Below are 20,489 nucleotides of genomic sequence, written 5' to 3'. Positions count from 1 at the left end.
GTCAGCCCTTGCAATAGGCGTAGCACCGGGGGCGGCAGAATCTGTCTTGAAAAATTCAAGACTTGTGTAGCTGAACTTCACAAGTACCCTGTCAGCACAGGGCGTTTCCTGCGCCATCCACCCTCTGTCCGGTTGAACTTGAGGCGCCGGTCATGCAAGTTGCGCCAGCATGCGGAGAGATAACAGAGGGGCGCAATGACCACTCCCGTTTCATATGAGGTTCAGGACGGCATTGCCGTGATCACCATCGCCAACCCGCCAGTCAACGCACTGTCGCAGGCTGTGCGGGCCGGGTTGCTGGAGGCAGTGACACGGATGGCGGCCGATGACAGCGCGATTGCCGGCGTCATCACTGGCGCGGGCCGCATTTTCGTTGGCGGTGCCGACATCACCGAATTCGGCAAGACGCCGCAGCCCCCTATCTGCCGGACGTGATCAACGCCATTGAGGACAGCGCCAAGCCCATTGCAGCCGCCCTCAATGGCGCGGCCATCGGGGGCGGCTGCGAAGTGGGCCTGGGCGCGCATCTGCGCATTGCGGCGGAAACGGCCAGGGTCAGCCTGCCGGAAGTGACGCTGGGCCTGATGCCCGGCGCAGGCGGCACCCAGCGCCTACCACGCCTTGCGGGCGTAGAGGCAGCCCTCGACATCATCACCACCGCCCGTCAGGTGAGTGCCGCCGAAGCGCTGTCCCTCGGCATTGTGGATGCCGTGGTGCCAGCTGCGGACCTGCTTTCAGCCGCAAAGGACAAGATCCGCGCAGTGGCAGAAGGCTCCGCCAGCCGCCCCGTGGCGTCCGGCCTGCGCCCCTCCCCATTGCCGAAGCTTCCGTCTTCGAGGCAGCCCGCAAGAAGGTGCGTGCCCGCAATCGCGGTGAGGTCTCGCATCTGGCTGCCATCGACGCGGTGGAAGATGCCACCCGCATGGACCGGACGGAGGGACTGGCTGCTGAGCGCAAACGCTTCCTCGACCTGATGCAGACACCCCAGCGCTCTGCCCTCATTCACGCCTTCTTTGCCGAGCGCAAGGCTGCGCAGGTGAAGGAAATCTCCGGACTGACGCCTCCGCCCTATGCCTCCACAGGCGTCATCGGCGGCGGCACCATGGGCGCAGGCATTGCCACGGCAGCGCTGCTTGCCGGCCTGCCCGTCACGCTGATCGAACGTGAAGAGGCCTTTGCCGAAAAGGCGCGTGCGACTATCGCCCGCAATCTTGATGGCGCCGTCGCACGCGGCAAGCTGAGCGCGGAACAGCGCGATGAAATTCTCGACAGTAAACTGAAGACAGCAATCACCTATGAGGCGCTGGCGGAGGCCGACATCATCATCGAGGCGGTGTTTGAAAGCCTTGAGGTGAAGACGGACGTGTTCCGCAAGCTGGACGCCATCGCCAAACCTGGCGCCACGCTGGCCACCAACACCTCCTATCTGGATGTGAACGCCATCGCCGCCGTTACCTCACGCCCGGAAGACGTGATCGGCCTGCACTTCTTCTCCCCGCCCATGTGATGCGGCTGCTGGAGATCGTGGTGGCAGAAAAGACGGTGCCTGCCCATGTCGCCCGCGCCTTCGATCTGGCCCGCAAGCTCGGCAAGACCGGCGTCTACTCCGGCATCTGCGACGGCTTCATCGGCAACCGGCTGATGATGCAGTACCGCCTTGCCTCCGATTACACGATGATGGACGGAGCCAGCCCTTACGAGATCGATGCCGCGCTGACGGACTTCGGCTTCGCCATGGGGCCGTTCCAGGTGTCGGATCTGGCGGGCATCGACATCGGCTATGCCTCCCGCCAGCGCCGCGCGCCCACACGCCCGCCGGAAGAGCGGGCAGTGACCTTTGCCGACGGGCTCTATCACCGGGGCTGGCTCGGCCAGAAGACAGGCCGCGGCTTCTACATCTATGACGAACAGAGCCCCAAGGGCCGCCCGGACCCGGAAATCCTCGCCCTCCTGGAGGAGGCCCGCAAGGACGCCGGCATCACCCCGCGCAGCTTCACGGCAGACGAGATCCAGCGGCGCTACATGGCCGCGATGATCAACGAGGCCGCCCGCGTGCTGGAGGAAGGCATCGCCCGCCGGGCATCTGACATCGACACGGTGCTGCTCACCGGCTACGGCTTCCCCGCTGGCGCGGCGGCCCTCTGCATTATGCCGATACGGTGGGCATTGCCTCGGTGCTGGAGGACATCAGGCGGCTTTCGGCAGACGACGCCTACTTCTGGCGCCCCGCCCCCTGCTCGTCCGCCTTGCCAGCGAAGGCAAGACCTTCGCGGATCTGGATGCCGAACAAGCGGCATAGAGGCAAAGCGCTTCCATATGACCGCAGCGCCCCTCTCCCCCTCAAGGGGGAGAGGAGTTGGAGCCTGACTGGCCGTCCGGATCAAACACCGCTCTTGCAGAAGAAATGCTTCTGCAAATTCCCGTAAAAATGGCTGGCATCGGAAGGGCAAGGCAGTCTATCACAGGCTGAAATCAACCGGTGGCCCCTCAAGCCCCTACCCCGCGCCTGCAGCCCATCAAGGCCTTCCGCCCTCGCCCCAAGTGACGGGCAGGACTGACCTGCCAGCGGTGACAGATGCGGTGCCAGCCAGAGGAAAGCCACAGAACGGCACACAACCCCGAGGGGCCTCATCCATGTTTCTTCCTGCCCATGTCCGCCAGTCCATCGCAAAGCTTGGCGCGGACAAGACCAATGGACGCAGTTTCTTCGTCTATGACCTCACGGTCATGAAGGCCAAGATTGCCGCCCTCAAGGCTGCGCTGCCGCAGGAAGTCGGCATCTTCTACGCGATGAAGGCCAATCCGAATGCCTCCTTCCTCAAGGCGGCTCTGGCGGCTGATGTGGCAGGCGTTGAAATCGCCAGCATCGGCGAAGGCCGCAAGGCGCTGGAGGCGGGCTTTGCGCCGAAGCAGATCGTCTTCACCGGCCCCGGCAAGTCGCCGGAAGAGCTGGAATGGGCGGTCTCGACCGGCATCAAGCTGGTGCATGTGGAATCGCTGACCGAGGCGCACCGCCTGGAGCAGATCTGCGCCCGCCATGGCGTGACGCAGGAGATCCTTGTCCGCGTCAACCCCAACTTCCATGTGCATGATGCACAGGCCAGCTTCTCGGGTGACAGCTCCAAGTTCGGCATCGATCAGGAACTGTATTTCGACCAGCTTCCGCAGATCGCCGCCCTGCCCCATCTCGCCTTCCGTGGCCTGCATGTCTATTCCGCGTCAGGCGTGCTGCAACTGGATGATCTTCTGGAAAACTGCCGCCGCGTGTTCGAACTGGCCAAGGAAACGGAAGCCCGTGTGCCCGGCCTTAAGTGCAGCACCATCGACTTTGGCGGGGGTTTCGGCATCGACTATCTGGAAACCGGACGGGGCTTTCAGCCGGAAGCCTATGCTGCGCGCCTGACCGCACTGATCGAAGAGTATGGCTTCGGCGGCCGCCATTTCGTGCTGGAACTGGGACGTTACCTGACCGCCGACAGCGGCTGGTATTGCACAGAGATCGTGGACATCAAGACCAGCGTCGGCATGAAACAGGTCGTCTGTCAGGGCGGCTCACACCATTTCCGCCGCCCCATCGCACTGAAGATCAATCATCCGGTGGACGTGGTGCGCATGAATGCCCCGGCCATTTTTGACGGCCAGCAGTCGGTGCGCAACGAGACCGCCTTCATCGGCGGCGCCCTGTGCAACTCAGCCGACAAGCTGACGGCAACTCCGGTCCATCTGGAAGCCGCAGATATCGGAGACCTCTTCGTCGTCGGACTCGCGGGCGCCTATGGCTATTCGATGAGCCATCTCGACTTCCTGTCTCACCCGCGTCCGCTTGAGATTGTCATCGCGGAATAAGACATCCCTCCGCGCCGCCCCGGACATGTCCCGGGGCCGGCCAGAGGATGCGGCCTGCGAGCCAGCTCAGCCGGTGTCCCCCGGCAGGCGGGAGCGCTCTTCCAATCCCGAGACGAAACGGTCGAGCAGGATGGCAAAGCGGTCGACATCCTCCCCGCTCCAGTCTGCGGTGATATCGCGGATGAAGCCCTGCTTCACCTGGTCAGCCACACGGAAATACTCGTGGGAGCGCTCCGTCAGTTCAACGACGCTGCGCCTTGCATCTTCCTGCGAGACAGTCCGGCGCAAAAGGCCGCGCTGAACCAGATCTGCCACCAGCCGGCTGCTGCGCGACGGATCAACGCGGATGAATTCGGCAATCGCCCCAACCGTGACTTCGCCCTCAGGCGCCCGGCGGCGCACAGCATCGATCACGTCCAGATGCGTCAGCTCAAGCCCCGGCTCTGTCTGCTGCAGGGCAATGCGGCCAATGATGCGCCGGCCGATCATCATGCGCATGCGGCCAAGGCTTGAGGAAATCAGCGCGAAATCCTCTTCCTGCCGTTCCCGGTTATGAGCTGACACCCGATCCTCCATTTCCTGCCCCATTGCCAGCCTTGCGCTTGTGCTGCCGGGCAATGCCAGAGCCAGCCCGCGCACCATATTTACAAAAGATGCCCTTGTCACTTACTTGACATTGACACATATATGCCAAAAGCACATATTTTCAATCATCCGTTCGAGGGATCACGGGCCTTTCCGTGGAGGACGGATTTTCTGGACGGCCTTTTTGCCATGAATAAGCATGTTTTGGACCCGGTGGAGCCTGAAGCCGGTGCCGCCGCAGCTGCGGCTCTTCCCCACACCACTCCGCCTGAACGACCGCCCCACCCGCGCCGGATCATCATTTTCCTGTTCCTGCTGATGGGCGTCTTCATGGCGACGCTGGACAACCAGATCGTCGCTACGGCCCTTCCAACCATCGTAGGCGAATTTGGACAGATCGAGCGGTTCGGCTGGGTGGCGTCCGCCTATCTTCTCGCCTCCAGCGCCGTGATGCCGGTCTATGGCAAGCTGGGTGATCTTTTCGGGCGCAAATATGTGATGCTGGCCGCCATCAGCATCTTCACCGTTGGCTCGCTCACCTGTGCTCTTGCGGTTTCCATGAACACCCTGATCGCCGCCCGAGTGCTGCAGGCCCTTGGCGGCGGAGGCATCATGGTGACAATCTTCTCGATCAACGCCGACCTCTTTGCCCCGCGCGAGCGTGCCCGCTACCAGAGCTATTCCAGCCTTGTGCTGATGCTCTCCGGTGCCATTGGCCCGGTGCTGGGCGGCACCATGAGCGACCTGTTCGGCTGGCGGTCGATCTTCTTCATCAACCTGCCGGTTGGGATCATCGTTCTCACCGCTCTCGCGATCATGCTGCCCTACAAGCGGCCCGACAGGAAGCCTAAGATTGACTATCCTGGCGCCATACTCGCCGCCATGGTGACGGGCAGTATCGTACTATGGGCCGATGGCTCGGAACTGTTCGGCGGGCTTCTGTCACCAACGGCCCTTGCCGTACTCGGCACCGGCATACTGGCTCTCATTGCGCTCATCCTGGTGGAAAAGCACGCACCGGAGCCTGTCTTGCCGCTCTCGCTCTTCCGCAACCGCCAGATCTGCCTGCTTTTGACCATCTCGGCAGCAAGCGGCGCCATTGGCATCGGCCTTGTCACCTATTACGCGCTTTACCTGCAGTCGGGCCTTGGCCTCAGTCCCTCGGCAGCCGGAGTGTTCTTCATTCCACTGACGGCCGGCATTGCCATTGGCTCGCTTTCTGCCGGCCGGCTCATGTCAGTCTCGGGCAATTACAAGATCTTCTCCCTGCTCTCGACGCTGACAGGGGTCACCATGCTCTTGGCCTACAGCTTCACGGGCAGCGGAACCCCGGCCATCCTGCTGGGGCTGATCATGCTGGCACAGGGCGTCGGCGTTGGCATAGGCCAGCAGGTGCCGGTTCTGGGCGTGCAGAATGCGGCAAACAGACGGGACGTTGGCGCAGCCACCGGCAGCGTCACCCTCACCCGCATCGGCGGCGCCTCCATAGGCATCTCGATCTATGGCGCGATCCTCTCATCGGGCCTTGCACGCCACATGGGCGAGGTGCCAGGCGTGGAGCATATCGAGAAGCTCTCACCCGCCCAGACAGCGGCCCTGCCGGACACGGCAAGGCACCTGCTCGGCGGGATATACCAGTCTGCCTTCCACCCGCTGTTCATGACCGCCGCCCTCATTGCTGCCATTGGCCTCGTTGCCGCTCTTTCCTTGCGCAACATCCGCCTGCCCGTGGGGGATGCAAAGGGCTGAACCAGTCTGAGCGAACAAGCCAAAGCCCCGCCAGAGGATCTCCGGCGGGGGCTTTTCTGTGTTTAAGCAGTGGTCTTACTCGCCGGGTGTCATCCGCGGCGCACCTTCGCGGGCCTCACTCATTTCCCGCTCCAGACGGCTTTCCTCTTCCGCCTGCGGCTTGATGAAGCGGCCGAGGAGCAGATAGGCAACTGGCGTCAGATAGAGAGTGGAGAAGGTCGCAAGGCCAAGGCCGCCGACGATGATCCAGCCCAGGGCGATACGCGCTTCCGCACCGGCGCCGGAGGCCAGGATCAGCGGCACGCCGCCGACGATCGTGCAGAGCATGGTCATCATCACCGGCCGCAGGCGGATGTTCGCCGCATTTTCCACCGCCTCGCGCACACCAAAGCCCTTGTCCCGCAGCTGATTGGCGAATTCCACCACCAGAATGCCATTCTTGGCCATGATGCCCACAAGCAGCACAAGGCCGATCTGGCTGTAGACATTGAGCGAAGTACCGCTGAAGGCCATCGCATAGACCGCGCAGGCAAGGCCAAGGGGCACGGTGAACATGATGATCAGGGCGCTGATGAAGCTTTCAAACTGCGCCGCCAGCACCAGAAGGATGATCAGCAAGGCAAAGCCGAAGGTGCGGGCCATGCTGGCCGACTGCTCGCCCAGTGTCGCCGCCTCCGCCAGAGGCACAATACGGGCGCCCGGCGGCAGCAGCGGCGCTGCGATTTCCTGTGCAACCGCATAGGCATCGCCCAATGCAAAATCCGGCGCGAGGCTGGAGGTAATGGCGACTGACCTCAGTTGCTGTTCGCGGTCAAGCTGCGGCGGCACAGCCTTTTCCGTCAGCGTGGCAATCGTGGACACAGGCACGAAACGGCCATCACCCGTGCGCAGGAACACGTTTTCAAGGTCCGTTGGATCATTGATCGGGTTGGTGGTGGAGACGAACTTCACATCGAAGCTGCGGTCCTCAATGAAGACCTGCCCGACGCGGCGCCCATCCAGCATCGCCTGCATGGCATTGCCAAGACCATTGATGTCGATCCCGAGATCAGACGCCCGCTCCCGGTCGATGGAGACGGAAAGCTGCGGCTGGGTCGCCTCGGTGGACAGGCGCGGCTGCGTGAAGCGCGGGTCTTTTTCCAGTTCCGCGACGATCTTCGCGGCGCTCTCTCCAAGTGCCGCATAGTTGCTGCCAGCGACCGCAAACTGAAGGCCTGAACCAGCCCCGCGTATGCCCAGGCTGTTTGGCTGAAACACGAAAGCCCGCACGCCCGGCACATCCCGCACGAGCCGGGACACGTCGGCAACGATCTCCTGCTGCGATCGCGTGCGCGCCTCCCAGGGCGCAAGGCGCATCACCATGAAGCCGCTGTTGGATCGTCCGCCCTGGCCGGCGACAGAGAAAGTGCTGGTGATTTCGCCGCTATCGCGCAGCGGCTGGATCAGCTCCTCGATGCGGGTCACCTGCGCAGTCAGATAGTCGAGGCTCACGCCTTGAGGAGCCGAGATCCGCATGAAGGCGATGGACCGGTCTTCCGCAGGCGTCAGCTCGGATTTGATCGTGCCAAACAGCGCCACGGCAGACATGGCGAAAAGCAGCGAGACGGCAAGCACCACCATCGGCGCATCAAGGCAGGCTTTCAGGGTCCGCCGGTAGAGACTTGCCAGACCGCTATCCGCCTGTCTGGCCGGGACAGCTGTCTGCGCATTGCCGGATTCGTCCTGCGCCTCTGCTTCGCGGATAACCGTTTCATCCGCTCCCATATTGGCGACCTTGCCTTTGAGAAGGCGGGACGCCAGCATCGGGCACAGGGACAGTGCCACAACCGACGACAGCAGAACTGCAATCGCCAGCACGAAGCCGAACTCCCGGAACAGACCTCCAGTCTGACCGGGCAGGAATGACAGCGGTACGAAGACGGCGGCCAGTGTCGCGGTCGTTGCGATCACCGCGAAAAACACCTCGTCCGTACCGAGAACGGCAGCTGCCCTTGGACCCATTCCCTCGTTACGGCGGCGCACGATGTTTTCCAGAACCACGATCGCATCATCCACCACAAGACCAGTTGCCAGAACCAGCGCGAGAAGAGTGAGGATATTGATGGAAAAGCCTGCCAGATAGATCGCAGCCAGCGTGCCGATCAAGGCCACTGGCATTGTCACGCCAGGGATGAGGGTTGCGCGCCAGTCCCGCAGGAACAGGAAGATGATCAACAGCACGACGCTGACGGAAATGACGAGTGCGATTTCCACTTCATGGATCGAGCCGGTGATGAAGGTCGCATCATCGCTGGTGACCTCGATCGTCGTGCCTTCAGGCAGTGTCTGCTGAATGCGCGCCGCGGCCGCAGCCACGCCTTCGGAAATCTCCAGCGTGTTGGACTGGGCAGCACGGATGATGCCGAGGCCAATGCCAGTCTTGCCGTTGGCCCGCAGTTGCGACTGGCCAATATCCGGCCCCAGCGTGACCGTGGCAAAGTCTCCCAGCCGCGCACGGCGGTTGAGGATAATGCTCTCAAAGGCCTCCGGTGTGTCGATGGCAGCGCTTGCCCGCACGATCAGATCCTGCGTCTGGCTCGTCAGCGAACCGGCAGGCGTATCAAAGGCCATCGTGGAAAGGGCTGAAGCGACGTCACCGACAGTCAGGTTGAGGCTCGCCATCTTTGCCTGATCAATGTCGATCCGGAAGATTTTCTGCCGGTCTCCGAAAACCTGCACATCGGCGACGCCAGGTACGGCGGACAGAACGTCTGCGACCTCGTCTTCCACCAGAACCGTCATGTCTTCCACGGACATGGTGTCAGAGGTCAGCGCCAGACGCACCACCGGCTGCGCATTGGAATCGGCCTTGATGATGCGCGCTGCGTCTGCGTCCTCAGGCAGATCATTGGTGATGCGGCCCAGCGCGTCACGCATGTCGGCAGCCGCAGCGTCGAGGCTCACGTCGTCATAGAATTCCACCGTGACCCGGCTCTCCCCATAGGAGGATGAGGAGGAGATAGACTTCACCCCGGACACCCGCGACACCGCACCTTCGATGACACCCGTCACCTCCCGGTCGATGGTTTCGGCAGAGGCTGAATTGTAGGAGGTCCGGATGGAAATCACCGGCTGATCCACATCCGGCAGCTCGCGGATTTCAACGCCGAAGAACGCGGCAAGACCCGCCACGACGATCAGCATGTTCATCACGAAGGCAAGCACGGGGCGCCGGACGAAAAGGGCAGTAAAGCTGCGGTCAGATGCTGGGCTGGAGCTCATCTTGGCCTCGTTCCGTTTCACCGGCTGCGCGCCTTCACAAGGCTGCGGTCAGTCCGGGAATGATTGTCCTCGGCAAACAGAACCACCTGCATCACGAACAGAGTCAGGAAGGCACTGCGGCATTCAAGGGCAGCCGGACACACCAGCCGCCCGGGCTCTCAGGAACCGCTGGGGGCAGCTGCGGGCTTGGAAGCCGTGTCTGTAGCCGGTTTGGACGCCTGACGTCCGGCGATGTTCAACTGCGCGCCCTCACGGGCCAGATGCAGCCCCTCGGAGATGACCTCATCACCTGGCTTCAGATTGGCCTCAACGAGCACGCTGGTGGTGTTTCGCTGAATGATCCGGACGAGCTCACGCTTCGCCTTGCCGTCACGAACAGCCCAGACGAAAGCTCCGTCTGGCCCCCACTGCACCGCAAGCGGGTTCACCGCAGCATATTTGTCGCCGGGGAAACGCATTTCCACCTGGAAGGACATGCCGGGGCGCAGCCGGTCCCCCACGTTGCGAATGCTCGCCTGCACCTGAAGGGTACGGCTTTCGGTTTCGACCCGGTTATCCACGGCACTCACCTCACCGCTATAGACTTCACCGGGGCGGGCAACCGACTCTGCCGTCAGCGGCGCGCCGACGGAAATTCCGGCAAAGCGCTCGGGGATCCAGAAATCGACAAGGATTTCGGACCGGTCCTCTACCGTCGCAATCACAGAGGATGACGTGACATAGTTTCCGGCTGTAATCGGCAGAATTCCGACGATTCCGTCAATCGGGCTTTCAACCGAACGGCGAGACAGGGCAAGGCGTGCTTCGCGCAGGGCAAGGCGCGCATTGTCGGCCGCAAGCTCCGCGTCGGTCACCTGGACTTCGCTGGCAGCATTGGACTGGCGCAACTGACGCGTCCGATTGAGGCGCGCTTCCGCATCCTTGACGGCGATTTCGGCACGCTCGGCCGCGATTTCCTCGGCTTCGGAGTCGAGCTTGGCGATGATCTCGCCTCGCTTCACGGAAGCTCCGGACTCGACCAGAATGTCAGTCATCCGGCCAGAGTCAAAAGGCCGGACCTCGACAGAGCGCGCAGCGCGGCCTGAACCGATGGCTGAAAGACGGTCATTGATCGTCTGCTCGATCACGGGAGAGACGACAACCACACCCTGAGGGCCCCGCCCTCCGCCATTGCCTTGACCACGGTTCTGACCATCACCTGCACCAGGTGCGGTCGAGGCGGCGGCGAGCCAGCCCAGTCCGGCAGGCGCCAGAATCTCGCCCGCGCCCGGATAGAACCTTGCCCACAGGCCAAAACCAGCGACGATGATGACAAGACTTAAAAGCGATTGTCTCCAGAGCGACACATGAAACTCCAGTTCAAAATTTTCCGTTCAGCCGCCAAGCCCAAAACCGGTATCGCCCTGCTGTCACGAGAACATGTAGAGTGAACACTACGCAGGGAAACATCAAAATTTTTTGACCGGTTGCCAGCCGAAATTAGCAGCAACTCAGGTCAAACTGACGGCACAGGAAAAAAGCCCCGGAAAATTTGTACCCAATTGTATCCGCTGAACTCACCCCGTTTCAGTGCCCTGCGCGCTGACCATAGGCCTTGAAAGCCCGCCCCAGTGCGTCCTTAAACACACCAGCACTCCTGCGCGAAGGACTTCGGGAGAGTTCGAGCGTCACGAGTTCGATCTCGATGCGCTTTTCCAAAGGAATGACCGCCAGCCGTCCGCGACCAAAGTCATGGGCTGTGATTTCGTCCGTCACACTGCACCAGCCGGTGCTGGCCACAAGCCCGATGGCGAAGGACGGCGACATCGCCGACAAAACCCGGGACGGCACGGCACCAGCGGCCTCGAAAGCCTTGTGAACGAGCCCGCCGATAGGTGCCTTGGGGTTGGGCATGACACAGGGAAACCCGTCGAACGCGCGCAGATCAACCATCTTGCGGTCAGCAAGCGGGTGGGACTTCGGCATGACCGCCACCAGCGCAGTCCGGCCAACATGATCCTGCCGCAAATCCGGACTGCCAGCGACAGGCGCGCCAACCGTGATATCAGCCATTCCGCCGCGCAAGGCCATGAGCTGGGCAGCCGCCCCGCCGCCATCAACAGAAATGGCCAGATCCGGCATCTTTTGCTGCAAGGTGCCGACAGCATCCGGTATCAGCGAGATACACAGCGTGTTGGCGCCGATGATACGCAGGAATCGGATGAACCGCGCTGCAGCGCTTCAACGCTGCGCTCCAGCATCGCAACCCGCTCAAAAAGCCCGTTGGTTTCCGCATAAAGCCGCTGCGCCTCCCAGGTGGGCTCGATGCGGCCCGCCACGTTCGAAAACAGGGAAACCTTCAACTCATCCTCGAAAACAGCAAGATGCCGGCTGACCGTTGGCTGCGACAGGTTCAGTTTTCGAGCGGCAGCGCCAATGCCCGCAAGCTCATAGACCGTACGGAAGATCTGCAGTCTGTGAAGATTGATCGCTTTCATGACCTCCTCTCAGCTTTTCCGATAAAACAGCGCACAGATGCACTGACTTATTCTTAGGCAGTCCGCCCAGAAATTTCGCACATGCGAAGTGCAACCAGGCAGCTGGCACGGAATGCATCCGTTCACCGCAGCCGCAACTGCATCTTTCTCACTTCAGTAGCTCTAGTATTCATTATAATTCAATGCAAGCCATAGCCCATAGCTATGGATCAAGAATAAATTTCGTATTGAAACGATGGGGCCGCAATGATCCCTTGGAACGACAAGGAGTCCCCGATGCCGCTAGTCCCCGTTCTCTTCCTGATCATCTCGCTCATGGCGGGCAGTGCCATTGCCTATTTCGTCGGAAGCGCGACGATCATCGGATTCTTCGCCCTGGGAGAAACGCGCTACCTCGCAGCCCTTCCACAGCGGGTTATGGGACAGCTTGACGTCTTCGCGTTCCTGGCCATGCCGCTTTTCATTCTGACGGGCGAATTGATGAACCGGGGCGGCGTCACCGAAGCACTGATCCGTTTCTCCATGTCCATGCTCGGCCGTTTCAAGGGCGGACTTGGCCATGTGAACATTCTCACCTCCGTGTTCTTTGCAGGCGTATCCGGCTCGGCGACGGCAGATGCGGCAGCGCTTGGCAACACGCTGGTGCCGGAGATGGAGAAGGCAGGCTACACCCGAGACTACGCCGCTGCGGTAACGGCAGCTTCCTCGATCATCGGCCCGATCATTCCGCCATCGATCATCCTGATCTTCTACGGCGCGCTCATGGGCACGTCCGTTGTGGCCCTGTTCGCAGCCGGCGTGGTGCCGGGCCTGCTGCTGGCTGCGGTACTCATGCTGGTCAACGCCTATCTGGCCCACAAGCATGACCATCCGGGCGGCCGGGGCGCCGCTATTCCGGCCTTCTTCCCTTCGCTGTTTGCCGCCCTTCCCGCGCTGACGCTGCCCGTCATCATCCTCAGCGGCATCCTGTTCGGCATTATGACTCCAGCCGAAGCCGCAGGCGTTGCCGTGGTTGCCGCCTTTATCGTCGGCCTCATCTACCGGCGCCTGACGCCGAAGGATGTGATCGAGTCGCTGGTGCGGACCATCACGCTTTCCGGGGCGGTGTTCATCATCCTCGTGGCCATCGCCACCTTCGGTTATCTGACCTCCATCGAACAGATGCCGCAAAAGCTGGGCGCGGCCATCGGCAACATGGGCCTCACTGCAACGGGCTATCTCGTGGTGCTCAACATCATCTTCCTGCTCGCCGGGATGGTGATGGATGTGAAGGCAGCCGTCGCTCTGCTCGGGCCGCTGCTCATTCCGCCGGCCATCGCTATGGGCGTTGACCCTGTGCACATGGGCATCATCGTTGGCTTCAACCTGACGGTTGGATTGCTAACACCGCCGCTCGGCGGCGTGCTGCTGATCCTCTCGACCGTGGTGAACATAGGCTACTGGCGCCTCGTGCGCGCCGTGATGCCCTTCCTCCTGGTCGAGCTGCTCCTGCTTGCCGTGCTGATCTACGTTCCGTCGATCAGCCTCGCCCTTCCCCGTTACCTCGGGCTCATCAACTGACAAGAAATCCAGACAGAGGAACAGACATGCTGAAAAGACTGATCGCCAGCACCCTTGCAGGCGCCTTCATGGCCGGCACCGCCCTTGCCGCAGATCCGGTTGTCATTGCCTTCGCCGGCCAGGAAGACCTGAAGAACGACGCAGAATACGTCTTCATCCACGCGTTCAGTGAAAGCCTCAAGGAGCACGGCATCGAAACCGTCGTGCACCCGGCCAACACCATGGGCAAGGAAGAAGACCGGCTCGATCAGGTGTCGCAAGGCCTCATCAACGTCAACGTCGGCAATGTCAGCATGCTGTTCAAGGCATCCGACTTCTCCCGCACCCTGTTCCTGCTCTTCATCATGGCTGATGATGACCAGTTTGACGCGGTGATGGAAAAGTCCGGTGCCATGGACCGGGTGAACGAGGAAGCGGCAAGCATTGGTATCCGTATTCCCGGCTACGCCATGCGCGGTGGCACCCTGGGCCTCTTCAACACCCAGAAGCCGGTGACGAAGCTGGAAGACGTGAAGGACATGCGCCTGCGTGCCCAGAATGGCGACCAGATCAAGTTCTTTGAATCCTGGGGCGCCAAGGGCACCGTTGTCAGCTGGGCAGAAACCCCGCAGGCGCTTCAGACGGGTGTTGCCGTTGGCCACATCAACCCGCCATCCACGGTGGTGGCTTCCGGCCAGGTGGATCTGCTGAAGTACTACACCCCGCTTGAGGCAGGCCCTGTGCCGAAGGTGATCATGTTCTCCGACGACTGGTACCAGTCCCTTGATGACGAAACGCGCGGCTATGTGGACGAAGCGGCACGCAAGGGCATTGCTGCAAACCGCGCCTGGGCGAAGGAACAGGCCGCCTACTTCGAGAAGGTGATCGCCGACGGCGGAATCCAGATCACCCCGCTGGAGCCGGGCGAACGTGAGAAGTTCATCGCAGCCACCAAGGGCGTCTGGGCCCAGACCGTACCGCAGGACTACATCGACGTCCTCACCCCTTACTTGCAGTAACCCGCAGCCCCCGCATGGAGCATGAGGCATGAAGCACATTGCGAACATCCTTGGCCGGATCAGCCATGGGCTGGACCGGATCATGCGGGGGACAGCGGTACTGTTCCTGCTGATCATGGTGGCGGCCATTTGCCTGCAGGTGGTCGCCCGTTACGGCTTTTCTTCTCCGCCTGCATGGACTGAAGAAGCTGCGCGCTACGCCATGGTCTGGGTCGGCCTTCTGGGGGCGACCGTCGCCTTCAAGGCAAAGTTCGATCCCACGTTGATGAAGGTCCCTGCACATTTTCCGCAGGCTCTGCAGCTGGCGGCAGGTGCCGTGCGGGCGCTGAGCGTGTTCATCTTTCTTGCCCCCGTATTGTGGTTCAGCTTCTTCGGGCCAGGCATGTCGACCACACGTTCCTTCCTGTCCCGCAGCTTGCAGACAACGGCAGAAACCTTCCCGCTTCCCTCCATTTTCATCACCGTTTCGGTGCCGCTCTTCATCGTCGTCATCTTCATCCATGGCCTTGCCCGCATGGCAGAAGAATTGACCCGGCCGCACCCCGCAGACCATCAGGCACAGTCATGAAATTCATCACCGCTGGGGCGCTTGCCGCCGACACACGCCTTATCGACAAGCTCACCGGCATCCGCCGCGATATCCATCAGCATCCGGAAACGGCTTTCGAGGAAGTGCGCACCAGCAATCTCGTCGCCGAAGCGCTGACAGCGCTTGGCCTGACCATTCACCGGGGTCTTGGCAAAACGGGCGTCGTTGGCACCTTGCAGGGCAAGCGCCCCGGCCAGCGGCGCATCGGCCTCAGGGCCGACATGGACGCGCTGTTCATCCACGAGACGACCGGCCTGCCATATGCCTCGAAGATTGACGGCAAGATGCATGCCTGCGGCCATGATGGGCACACAACCATGCTTCTGGGTGCTGCCGAGAAACTGGCCGCTGATCCGGACTTTGCCGGCACGGTGCATTTCATCTTCCAACCCGCTGAGGAAGGCCTTGGCGGAGGCAGGGTGATGATCGAGGATGGCCTGTTCGACCTGTTCCCCTGCGATGCCGTCTACGGCGTTCACAATGCCCCCAAGTCTCCACTGGGCAAGGTGGAAACCCGTCCGGGAACCCTGATGGCAGCTGGCGACACCTGGGAAGTGATCTTCAAGGGCACGGGCGGCCATGGCGCGATGCCGCACATGGCAACCGATGCCACAGTTGCCGCCGGTCATTTCATCTCCGGTCTTTCCAGCATCATCTCGCGCAATGTTCCCTCCAACGAGCGGGCAGTCATCAGCGTCGGGCATATCCATGCGGGCGACTACAACAGCCCCAACATCATCCCGTCGCGCGTCATCGTCCGGGGAACCGCGCGCAGCTATATCCCTGAAGTCCGCGACACACTGGAGCGCCGTCTGGGAGAACTGGCCTCGGGCTGCGCAGCGGCACAGGGCGTCGAAGCGCATCTGATCTACACCCGCCGCTATCCGCCGCTGGTCAATGCTCCCGCCCAGACGGAGCTTGCCGTACGCGCCGCAGCGGCCACCTCCGGCGCAGAGAATGTGGACGCAGACTGTGCACCGCTTGGCGGCAGCGAGGACTTTTCCTTCATGCTGGAGAAGGTGCCGGGCGCCTATGTCATGATCGGCAATGGCGAAGGGGAAAACTCCCATTTCGTCCACACGCCGGGCTATGATTTCAACGACGCGCTGATCCCCTACGGGGTCGCCTACTGGATGAACATCGTGGCGCTGGAACTGGGTGATGCAGCAGACTGAAAACGAACCGGTAATGGTGCTCAGCCGCTGGGCCGCAGGTGTCACGCCTGCGGATATGAGCGGCCTGATGCCTCAGGCAGCAGGGTCCTTCGCCGATACGCTCGCCTGTATTCACGCAGGATGCGATGATGCCGCCGTTGTGGCGGTCCTTTCAGCCGCCCGCGCCGCCGAAGGACCTGGCCCGGCGCCCGTTTACGGGCATCAAATGACACTGAGCCCGGCAGGCGCTGCACTGGTCAATGCCACCGCCGCCCATGCGCTGGACTATGACGACAACTTCGCCCCCGGCATCACCCATGCCAGCGCCGTATTGGTCCCTGCCCTTTCTGCCCTTTGCGCCACCCGGGCAATCAGTGGGGCAAGGCTGCTGGGTGCCTATGCTATAGGGCTGGAACTCCACGCCCGCATTTCCTCTGCCGTCAACCCGGACCACTACGGCAAAGGCTGGCACGCCACCTCAACCGTTGGCACCATTGGCACGGCAGGCGCGGCCGCATGGTTGCTGGGACTGGATGCGGACGGCATCGCCCGCGCCATGAGCCTCGGCTTCAGTCAGGCCGCAGGCTCCAAACTGCAATTCGGCAGCGATGCCAAGCCGCTGCACGCGGGTCTTGCCGCCAGAGCCGCAGTGCTTTCCGCGCTGCTGGCGGAAGCCGGGCTTGGCGCGCAGCCGGAGTTCATGACCGGCCCCTGGGGCTTCGTCAGCCTCTACGGCGGCACTGCGTCCATGAACCTCGGCAATCTGGGCAGCCGCTGGGCGCTCGCCGCCGATGGCCTGATGGTCAAGCGCTTCCCTGCTGCGCAGCCTCCCACAAGGCGCTTGATGCGGCGGAGATCCTCCATCAGCAAGGGATCGCACCCGATCATATTGCGCAGATTGACGTGCACTTGCCGGAGCTTCTTGCCCGCAATCTGCGCTTTGATGCCCCCGTTACCGGTGCCGAGGGCCGCTTCAGCCTCAGCTATCCCATGGCCGCCCTGCTGACAGACGGAGAGCTGACCCTGCGCCATTTTTCCGGCAAAGGCTTTACCACCGCTCCCTATTCGGCCCTGATGCAGAAGGTCCGCCGCATGCCGTTTGATCCGGGCAATGCAGGCGTGCATGCCCCCTACCGGATCGAGGTCAGCCTCACCTCCGGCAAGACCATCAGCATGATCCGCGACCAGCTCTGCGGTGCAGGAGACTTGCCCCTGTCTTCCGTGCAGATGGATGCCAAAGTCCGCGACTGCCTCGCTTACAGCGGCAGACAGGATGCAGCAGGCCTGTTCACCCGGATCGCAGGGCTTGCCGGTTCGGACGACGCAGGAGCCCTGCTTTCTCCGGAAGCATCAGGCTCATAATACCAGGGCTTTCGATACTGACGCATCACGCCTTGAAATTGCTGAATCGCTGCAAAGACTTAACCAGCTCTCGATGAGCCAGGCTCATCGAGAGCTGGTATAAGGTCAGGCGGCTGTCCGCTCCTTCGCCAGGGCAGCCAGATCGAAGCCACAGGCTTCCAGTTCTGCCCGGGAGGGCGGGTTCGCCCCTGCCAGCAGCTTGCGGGCCTGCATGTGGGTTTTGGCATCATTGACCGTCTCGACCGCCGAAAGCACCCCGCCGCGCAGGCGCAGAACGGCATCAGGCCCGAGAGCCAGACTTTCATCACCCGGCCCGGCAAGGCCTGCGATCTGCAGCTTCCAGTCTGCCTGATCCGACCAGAACCACGGCACGGCAGTATAGGCTGGCCCTGCGCCCTTCACGAGACGCCGGGCAATGTGGCGGGCGTGATCGGTGGCCGCCTGCACGCTCTCAAGGCGAATACGCGCCCCCGTCACCGGATCAGGGAAGGACGCACAATCCCCCAGCGCGGAGATGGAAGGATCGGAAGTCAGAAGCTGGCCATCCACCGCGATGCCGTTCGCTATCTCAAGCCCCGCCTCTGCCGCAAGCTCAGTATTCGGCACGACACCTGCCGCCAGCAGCATAAGATCCGCCGCGATGCGCGAGCCATCCGCAAGCGTAACGCCTTCATCCGTCACCGCACTCACCGGCTGGCCCAGCAGAATGCGGGTGCCCATGCCTTCGTGCAGGGAGAGAAACCGGGCCGAAAGCTCCGGCGACAACACACGCGCCATAAGACGCGGGGCGGCTTCCGCCACAGTCACGTCATGCCCGGCAGCGCGTGCAACAGCAGCAAACTCCAGCCCGATGAAGCCTCCGCCAATGATGGCAATGCGACGGGGCCGTTCCAGCTCGCCGCGCAGCCTTGCCGCATCTTCCAGCGTGCGCAGATCCAGCGCACGCTCAAGTCCGGGAATGGGCGGGCGCAGGTTGCGGGTGCCGGTGGCGAGGATCAGATGGTCGTAAGAATAGATCGTGCCGCCCGCATGCACCTCACGGCCTTCTCGGTCGATCCGTTCCGCCCGGACGCCGGAAACGAGCGTAACCTCATTCTTTTCGAAGAATGCTTCCGGGCGCAGTTCCAGCCGCGAGCCGTCACCATCCTTCAGATAGGCCTTGGACAGAGGCGGGCGCTGGTAGGGCAAGCCCGGCTCGGCGCCGATCAGCGTGATCGCGCCGGCAAACCCTTCCTGCCGAAGGCTCATGGCCGCCTGCAGGCCGCCCTGTCCGGCCCCGATGATGACGATCCGCTGCATGGTCTGCCCCCTTATCCAGCTCACATCTGCTCTTCAGGCAGATGCACGACGAGGCCATCCAGCGCCGGACTGAGCCGGATCTGGCAAGACAGGCGCGAGCTCGGCTTCACCTCGGCGGCGCCGCAGTCCAGCATGTCTTCCTCGCCGTCGCGCCGCTCTCCGGCGGCGTCCAGCCACTCATCGTCCACGTAGCAATGGCAGGTGGCGCACATCATGGCACCGCCGCATTCGCCGACAATGCCCTCCACATCATGGGCCACCGCCGTGTGCATCACGGTGTCGCCCTCCTTGCCGTCCACCTCGGTGCGCGTGCCATCGTGGTGCACGTAGGTCACCTTCACCATGTCTCTCCCTCCTCCATTCGAGACCTTGCGAAACTTGAAACCGCCAGCCTAGTTCAGCGTCACCGGCAGATTGATGGGCCCGCGGAAGCCGAAGCCTTTCCACTTCACCGCAGACGGGTCCGGCAATTCCATGTTCGGGAACCGGTCAAACAGCAGCGGCAGCATGATCTGACCGACCGTGCGGCGGGCGATATGGGCACCGGCGCAATGGTGCGGGCCGCTGCCGAAAGCCTGATGCGGGTTCTTGTCCCGGAAGACGAAGAACTCTTCGCCGTTCTCATAGATCTCCTCATCCCGGTTGGCGGAGGCCTGAATGGTCATCACCGTGTCGCCCTTGGGAATCTCGAAGCCACCGATCTCCGTGTCCTCAAGCACCCGGCGGGACGAGGCCTGGATCGGTGCCACCCAGCGCACGCCTTCCTCAAAGGCCTGCTCCCAGGCTTCCTGGCGGCGCACTTCCGCCAGCTGATCCGGGTTGGTCAGCAGGCCATAGATGATGGTCGCCAGCGCATCACGCGGCTCGTTGATGCCACCGCCAATGGCAATCTTGATGTTGGCGTAGATCTGGCTGAGGGGGATCGGGTCCGCTGCATTCAGCATGATCGAAAAGGCCGAGGCGTTGGGCTCGGCCTTGTGGCGGGCCTGAAGCCTGTCGAACAGGGCGTTCATCTCCGCATTGGCCTTGTCGCTGGCCTCGAAGGGCTCCGGCCGCCAGCCAAAATTGCCCGCCCCGTCAATGAGGAGTTGCGACCAGCGCTGCATTTCCTCGTCGGTCGCTTCCTCAACACCGAGGATATGCGCCAGAATACGGGCAGCAACCGGGCCGCAGAGGTCTGTAAACAGATCCACCGTCTGACCGCGCGGCAGGCGGGAGACATAGTCCTCTGCGATGGACTGATAGAGCTCCGCCCAGTTGCTGCGGATCACCTTTGGCGTAAAGGCCGGCTGCATGGCCATGCGCTCCCGCCGGTGCTCCTCGCCGTCCTTGCGCATCAGGGTATGGGCCTGAAAGGCCGGCTTCATCGGCGTGTTGGGATCATCGGAGCTGAACAGATCCGGATTGTCCTTCACCGCCTTGGTGTGAACAGCCTTGGTCAGGAACGTGCGCTTGACCGAAGCAACGCGGATGACAGGCGTTTCAGCTCGCATCCGGCGATAGACCGGATACGGGTCGTCCGTCAGCTGGGCAATCGTGGTGGTCTCGTCGAGTGGCGCGAGCGGCATGTGCAGTCCTCCTCCCTTGATCTGCAATCCGTGCTCCCACG

16 protein-coding genes and 3 pseudogenes are annotated in these 20,489 nt (G+C 62.3%); 11 read left to right on the top strand and 8 right to left on the bottom strand.

Annotated elements, in window-relative coordinates; genetic code table 11:
• Nucleotides 1-195 precede the first annotated feature (195 nt).
• The 4 genes and pseudogenes from ACQB61_RS03350 (at nt 196) to ACQB61_RS03335 (ending at nt 3,846) form a co-directional block, all read left to right on the top strand.
• Nucleotides 196-974: pseudogene (locus tag ACQB61_RS03350) on the top strand (enoyl-CoA hydratase/isomerase family protein).
• Nucleotides 923-1,545, top strand: a pseudogene (locus tag ACQB61_RS03345) (3-hydroxyacyl-CoA dehydrogenase family protein); the annotation flags it as partial. The pseudogenes ACQB61_RS03350 and ACQB61_RS03345, both read left to right, overlap by 52 nt.
• A 96-nt stretch (nt 1,546-1,641) precedes the next feature.
• A complete protein-coding gene (locus tag ACQB61_RS03340; RefSeq protein WP_430514276.1) occupies nt 1,642-2,367 on the top strand; it encodes a 3-hydroxyacyl-CoA dehydrogenase family protein in 726 nt (241 codons plus the stop codon).
• Between the two features lie 267 nt (nt 2,368-2,634).
• On the top strand, nt 2,635-3,846 hold the full coding sequence (locus tag ACQB61_RS03335) for an alanine racemase (RefSeq protein WP_430511483.1): 1,212 nt from the start codon (nt 2,635-2,637) through the stop codon (nt 3,844-3,846).
• A 66-nt stretch (nt 3,847-3,912) separates the two neighbouring features.
• Here ACQB61_RS03335 and ACQB61_RS03330 read toward each other — a convergent pair whose 3' ends face one another.
• The gene (locus ACQB61_RS03330) at nt 3,913-4,434 is read right to left on the bottom strand and encodes a MarR family winged helix-turn-helix transcriptional regulator (RefSeq protein WP_430514275.1); all 522 of its coding nucleotides are present in this window, start codon (nt 4,432-4,434) and stop codon (nt 3,913-3,915) included.
• A 186-nt stretch (nt 4,435-4,620) separates the two neighbouring features.
• Here ACQB61_RS03330 and ACQB61_RS03325 point away from each other — a divergent pair, with 186 nt between their 5' ends.
• Nucleotides 4,621-6,180 (top strand): MDR family MFS transporter, encoded by a 1,560-nt coding sequence (locus ACQB61_RS03325; protein WP_430511482.1) that lies wholly within the window; start codon nt 4,621-4,623, stop codon nt 6,178-6,180.
• 75 nt (nt 6,181-6,255) lie between these two features.
• Here the strand turns inward: ACQB61_RS03325 and ACQB61_RS03320 are convergent, their stop codons facing one another.
• From ACQB61_RS03320 to ACQB61_RS03305, 4 genes are all read right to left on the bottom strand, one after another.
• Entirely contained in the window at nt 6,256-9,441 is a 3,186-nt protein-coding gene (locus ACQB61_RS03320) for an efflux RND transporter permease subunit (RefSeq protein ID WP_430511481.1), read from the bottom strand.
• A gap of 158 nt (nt 9,442-9,599) precedes the next feature.
• A complete protein-coding gene (locus tag ACQB61_RS03315; protein ID WP_430511480.1) occupies nt 9,600-10,787 on the bottom strand; it encodes an efflux RND transporter periplasmic adaptor subunit in 1,188 nt (395 codons plus the stop codon).
• A 220-nt stretch (nt 10,788-11,007) separates the two neighbouring features.
• Nucleotides 11,008-11,574, bottom strand: a complete 567-nt coding sequence (locus tag ACQB61_RS03310) for a LysR family transcriptional regulator substrate-binding protein (RefSeq protein ID WP_430511479.1) — start codon at nt 11,572-11,574, stop codon at nt 11,008-11,010.
• Nucleotides 11,575-11,594: 20 nt separating this feature from the next.
• Complete coding sequence (locus tag ACQB61_RS03305) at nt 11,595-11,918, bottom strand: LysR family transcriptional regulator (RefSeq protein WP_430511478.1); 324 nt, start codon at nt 11,916-11,918, stop codon at nt 11,595-11,597.
• Nucleotides 11,919-12,194: 276 nt separating this feature from the next.
• On the opposite strand from ACQB61_RS03305, the gene ACQB61_RS03300 reads away from it, so the two are divergent.
• The 6 genes and pseudogenes from ACQB61_RS03300 (at nt 12,195) to ACQB61_RS03275 (ending at nt 17,581) form a co-directional block, all read left to right on the top strand.
• Nucleotides 12,195-13,478 carry a TRAP transporter large permease gene (locus ACQB61_RS03300; protein WP_430511477.1) on the top strand — a complete coding sequence of 428 codons (1,284 nt, stop codon included), beginning with the start codon at nt 12,195-12,197 and terminating at the stop codon, nt 13,476-13,478.
• Between the two features lie 26 nt (nt 13,479-13,504).
• A complete protein-coding gene (locus ACQB61_RS03295; protein ID WP_430511476.1) occupies nt 13,505-14,476 on the top strand; it encodes a TRAP transporter substrate-binding protein in 972 nt (323 codons plus the stop codon).
• Nucleotides 14,477-14,504: 28 nt separating this feature from the next.
• Nucleotides 14,505-15,044, top strand: coding sequence for a TRAP transporter small permease (locus ACQB61_RS03290; RefSeq protein ID WP_430511475.1), 540 nt, complete (start codon nt 14,505-14,507; stop codon nt 15,042-15,044).
• Nucleotides 15,041-16,240: a M20 aminoacylase family protein gene (locus tag ACQB61_RS03285; protein WP_430511474.1), complete on the top strand. Its 1,200-nt coding sequence runs from the start codon at nt 15,041-15,043 to the stop codon at nt 16,238-16,240. The genes ACQB61_RS03290 and ACQB61_RS03285 overlap by 4 nt, the downstream gene beginning before the upstream one ends.
• Nucleotides 16,227-16,955, top strand: a pseudogene (locus ACQB61_RS03280) (MmgE/PrpD family protein); the annotation flags it as partial. The gene ACQB61_RS03285 and the pseudogene ACQB61_RS03280, both read left to right, overlap by 14 nt.
• Nucleotides 16,931-17,581 carry a hypothetical protein gene (locus ACQB61_RS03275; protein ID WP_430514274.1) on the top strand — a complete coding sequence of 217 codons (651 nt, stop codon included), beginning with the start codon at nt 16,931-16,933 and terminating at the stop codon, nt 17,579-17,581. The pseudogene ACQB61_RS03280 and the gene ACQB61_RS03275, both read left to right, overlap by 25 nt.
• A gap of 105 nt (nt 17,582-17,686) precedes the next feature.
• On the opposite strand, the gene ACQB61_RS03270 is transcribed toward ACQB61_RS03275, so the two are convergent.
• Genes ACQB61_RS03270 through ACQB61_RS03260 form a run of 3 tightly spaced genes read right to left on the bottom strand, consistent with a single transcriptional unit; the run spans nt 17,687 to nt 20,448 of the window.
• On the bottom strand, nt 17,687-18,880 hold the full coding sequence (locus tag ACQB61_RS03270) for an NAD(P)/FAD-dependent oxidoreductase (RefSeq protein ID WP_430511473.1): 1,194 nt from the start codon (nt 18,878-18,880) through the stop codon (nt 17,687-17,689).
• Between the two features lie 20 nt (nt 18,881-18,900).
• The gene (locus ACQB61_RS03265; RefSeq protein ID WP_334250962.1) at nt 18,901-19,224 is read right to left on the bottom strand and encodes a 2Fe-2S iron-sulfur cluster-binding protein; all 324 of its coding nucleotides are present in this window, start codon (nt 19,222-19,224) and stop codon (nt 18,901-18,903) included.
• A 48-nt stretch (nt 19,225-19,272) separates the two neighbouring features.
• Nucleotides 19,273-20,448: a cytochrome P450 gene (locus ACQB61_RS03260; protein WP_430511472.1), complete on the bottom strand. Its 1,176-nt coding sequence runs from the start codon at nt 20,446-20,448 to the stop codon at nt 19,273-19,275.
• Nucleotides 20,449-20,489: the final 41 nt, after the last annotated feature.

The sequence above is a fragment of the Pannonibacter phragmitetus genome (genome assembly GCF_050510895.1).
Taxonomy (GTDB): Bacteria; Pseudomonadota; Alphaproteobacteria; order Rhizobiales; family Stappiaceae; genus Pannonibacter; species Pannonibacter phragmitetus_B.
Note: the sequence above shows the minus strand (reverse complement) of the source record. Positions and strands in the feature narration are given on the sequence as shown.

Bases quoted from the DNA above. Each gene is read 5' to 3' on its own strand.
- ACQB61_RS03260 (WP_430511472.1), bottom strand. From the start codon at position 20,448: ATGCCGCTCGCGCCACTCGACGAGACCACCACGATTGCCCAGCTGACG.
- ACQB61_RS03265 (WP_334250962.1), bottom strand. From the start codon at position 19,224: ATGGTGAAGGTGACCTACGTGCACCACGATGGCACGCGCACCGAGGTG.
- ACQB61_RS03285 (WP_430511474.1), top strand. From the start codon at position 15,041: ATGAAATTCATCACCGCTGGGGCGCTTGCCGCCGACACACGCCTTATC.
- ACQB61_RS03335 (WP_430511483.1), top strand. From the start codon at position 2,635: ATGTTTCTTCCTGCCCATGTCCGCCAGTCCATCGCAAAGCTTGGCGCG.
- ACQB61_RS03305 (WP_430511478.1), bottom strand. From the start codon at position 11,918: ATGAAAGCGATCAATCTTCACAGACTGCAGATCTTCCGTACGGTCTAT.
- ACQB61_RS03325 (WP_430511482.1), top strand. From the start codon at position 4,621: ATGAATAAGCATGTTTTGGACCCGGTGGAGCCTGAAGCCGGTGCCGCC.
- ACQB61_RS03295 (WP_430511476.1), top strand. From the start codon at position 13,505: ATGCTGAAAAGACTGATCGCCAGCACCCTTGCAGGCGCCTTCATGGCC.
- ACQB61_RS03320 (WP_430511481.1), bottom strand. From the start codon at position 9,441: ATGAGCTCCAGCCCAGCATCTGACCGCAGCTTTACTGCCCTTTTCGTC.
- ACQB61_RS03290 (WP_430511475.1), top strand. From the start codon at position 14,505: ATGAAGCACATTGCGAACATCCTTGGCCGGATCAGCCATGGGCTGGAC.
- ACQB61_RS03340 (WP_430514276.1), top strand. From the start codon at position 1,642: ATGATGCAGTACCGCCTTGCCTCCGATTACACGATGATGGACGGAGCC.
- ACQB61_RS03330 (WP_430514275.1), bottom strand. From the start codon at position 4,434: ATGGGGCAGGAAATGGAGGATCGGGTGTCAGCTCATAACCGGGAACGG.
- ACQB61_RS03270 (WP_430511473.1), bottom strand. From the start codon at position 18,880: ATGCAGCGGATCGTCATCATCGGGGCCGGACAGGGCGGCCTGCAGGCG.
- ACQB61_RS03300 (WP_430511477.1), top strand. From the start codon at position 12,195: ATGCCGCTAGTCCCCGTTCTCTTCCTGATCATCTCGCTCATGGCGGGC.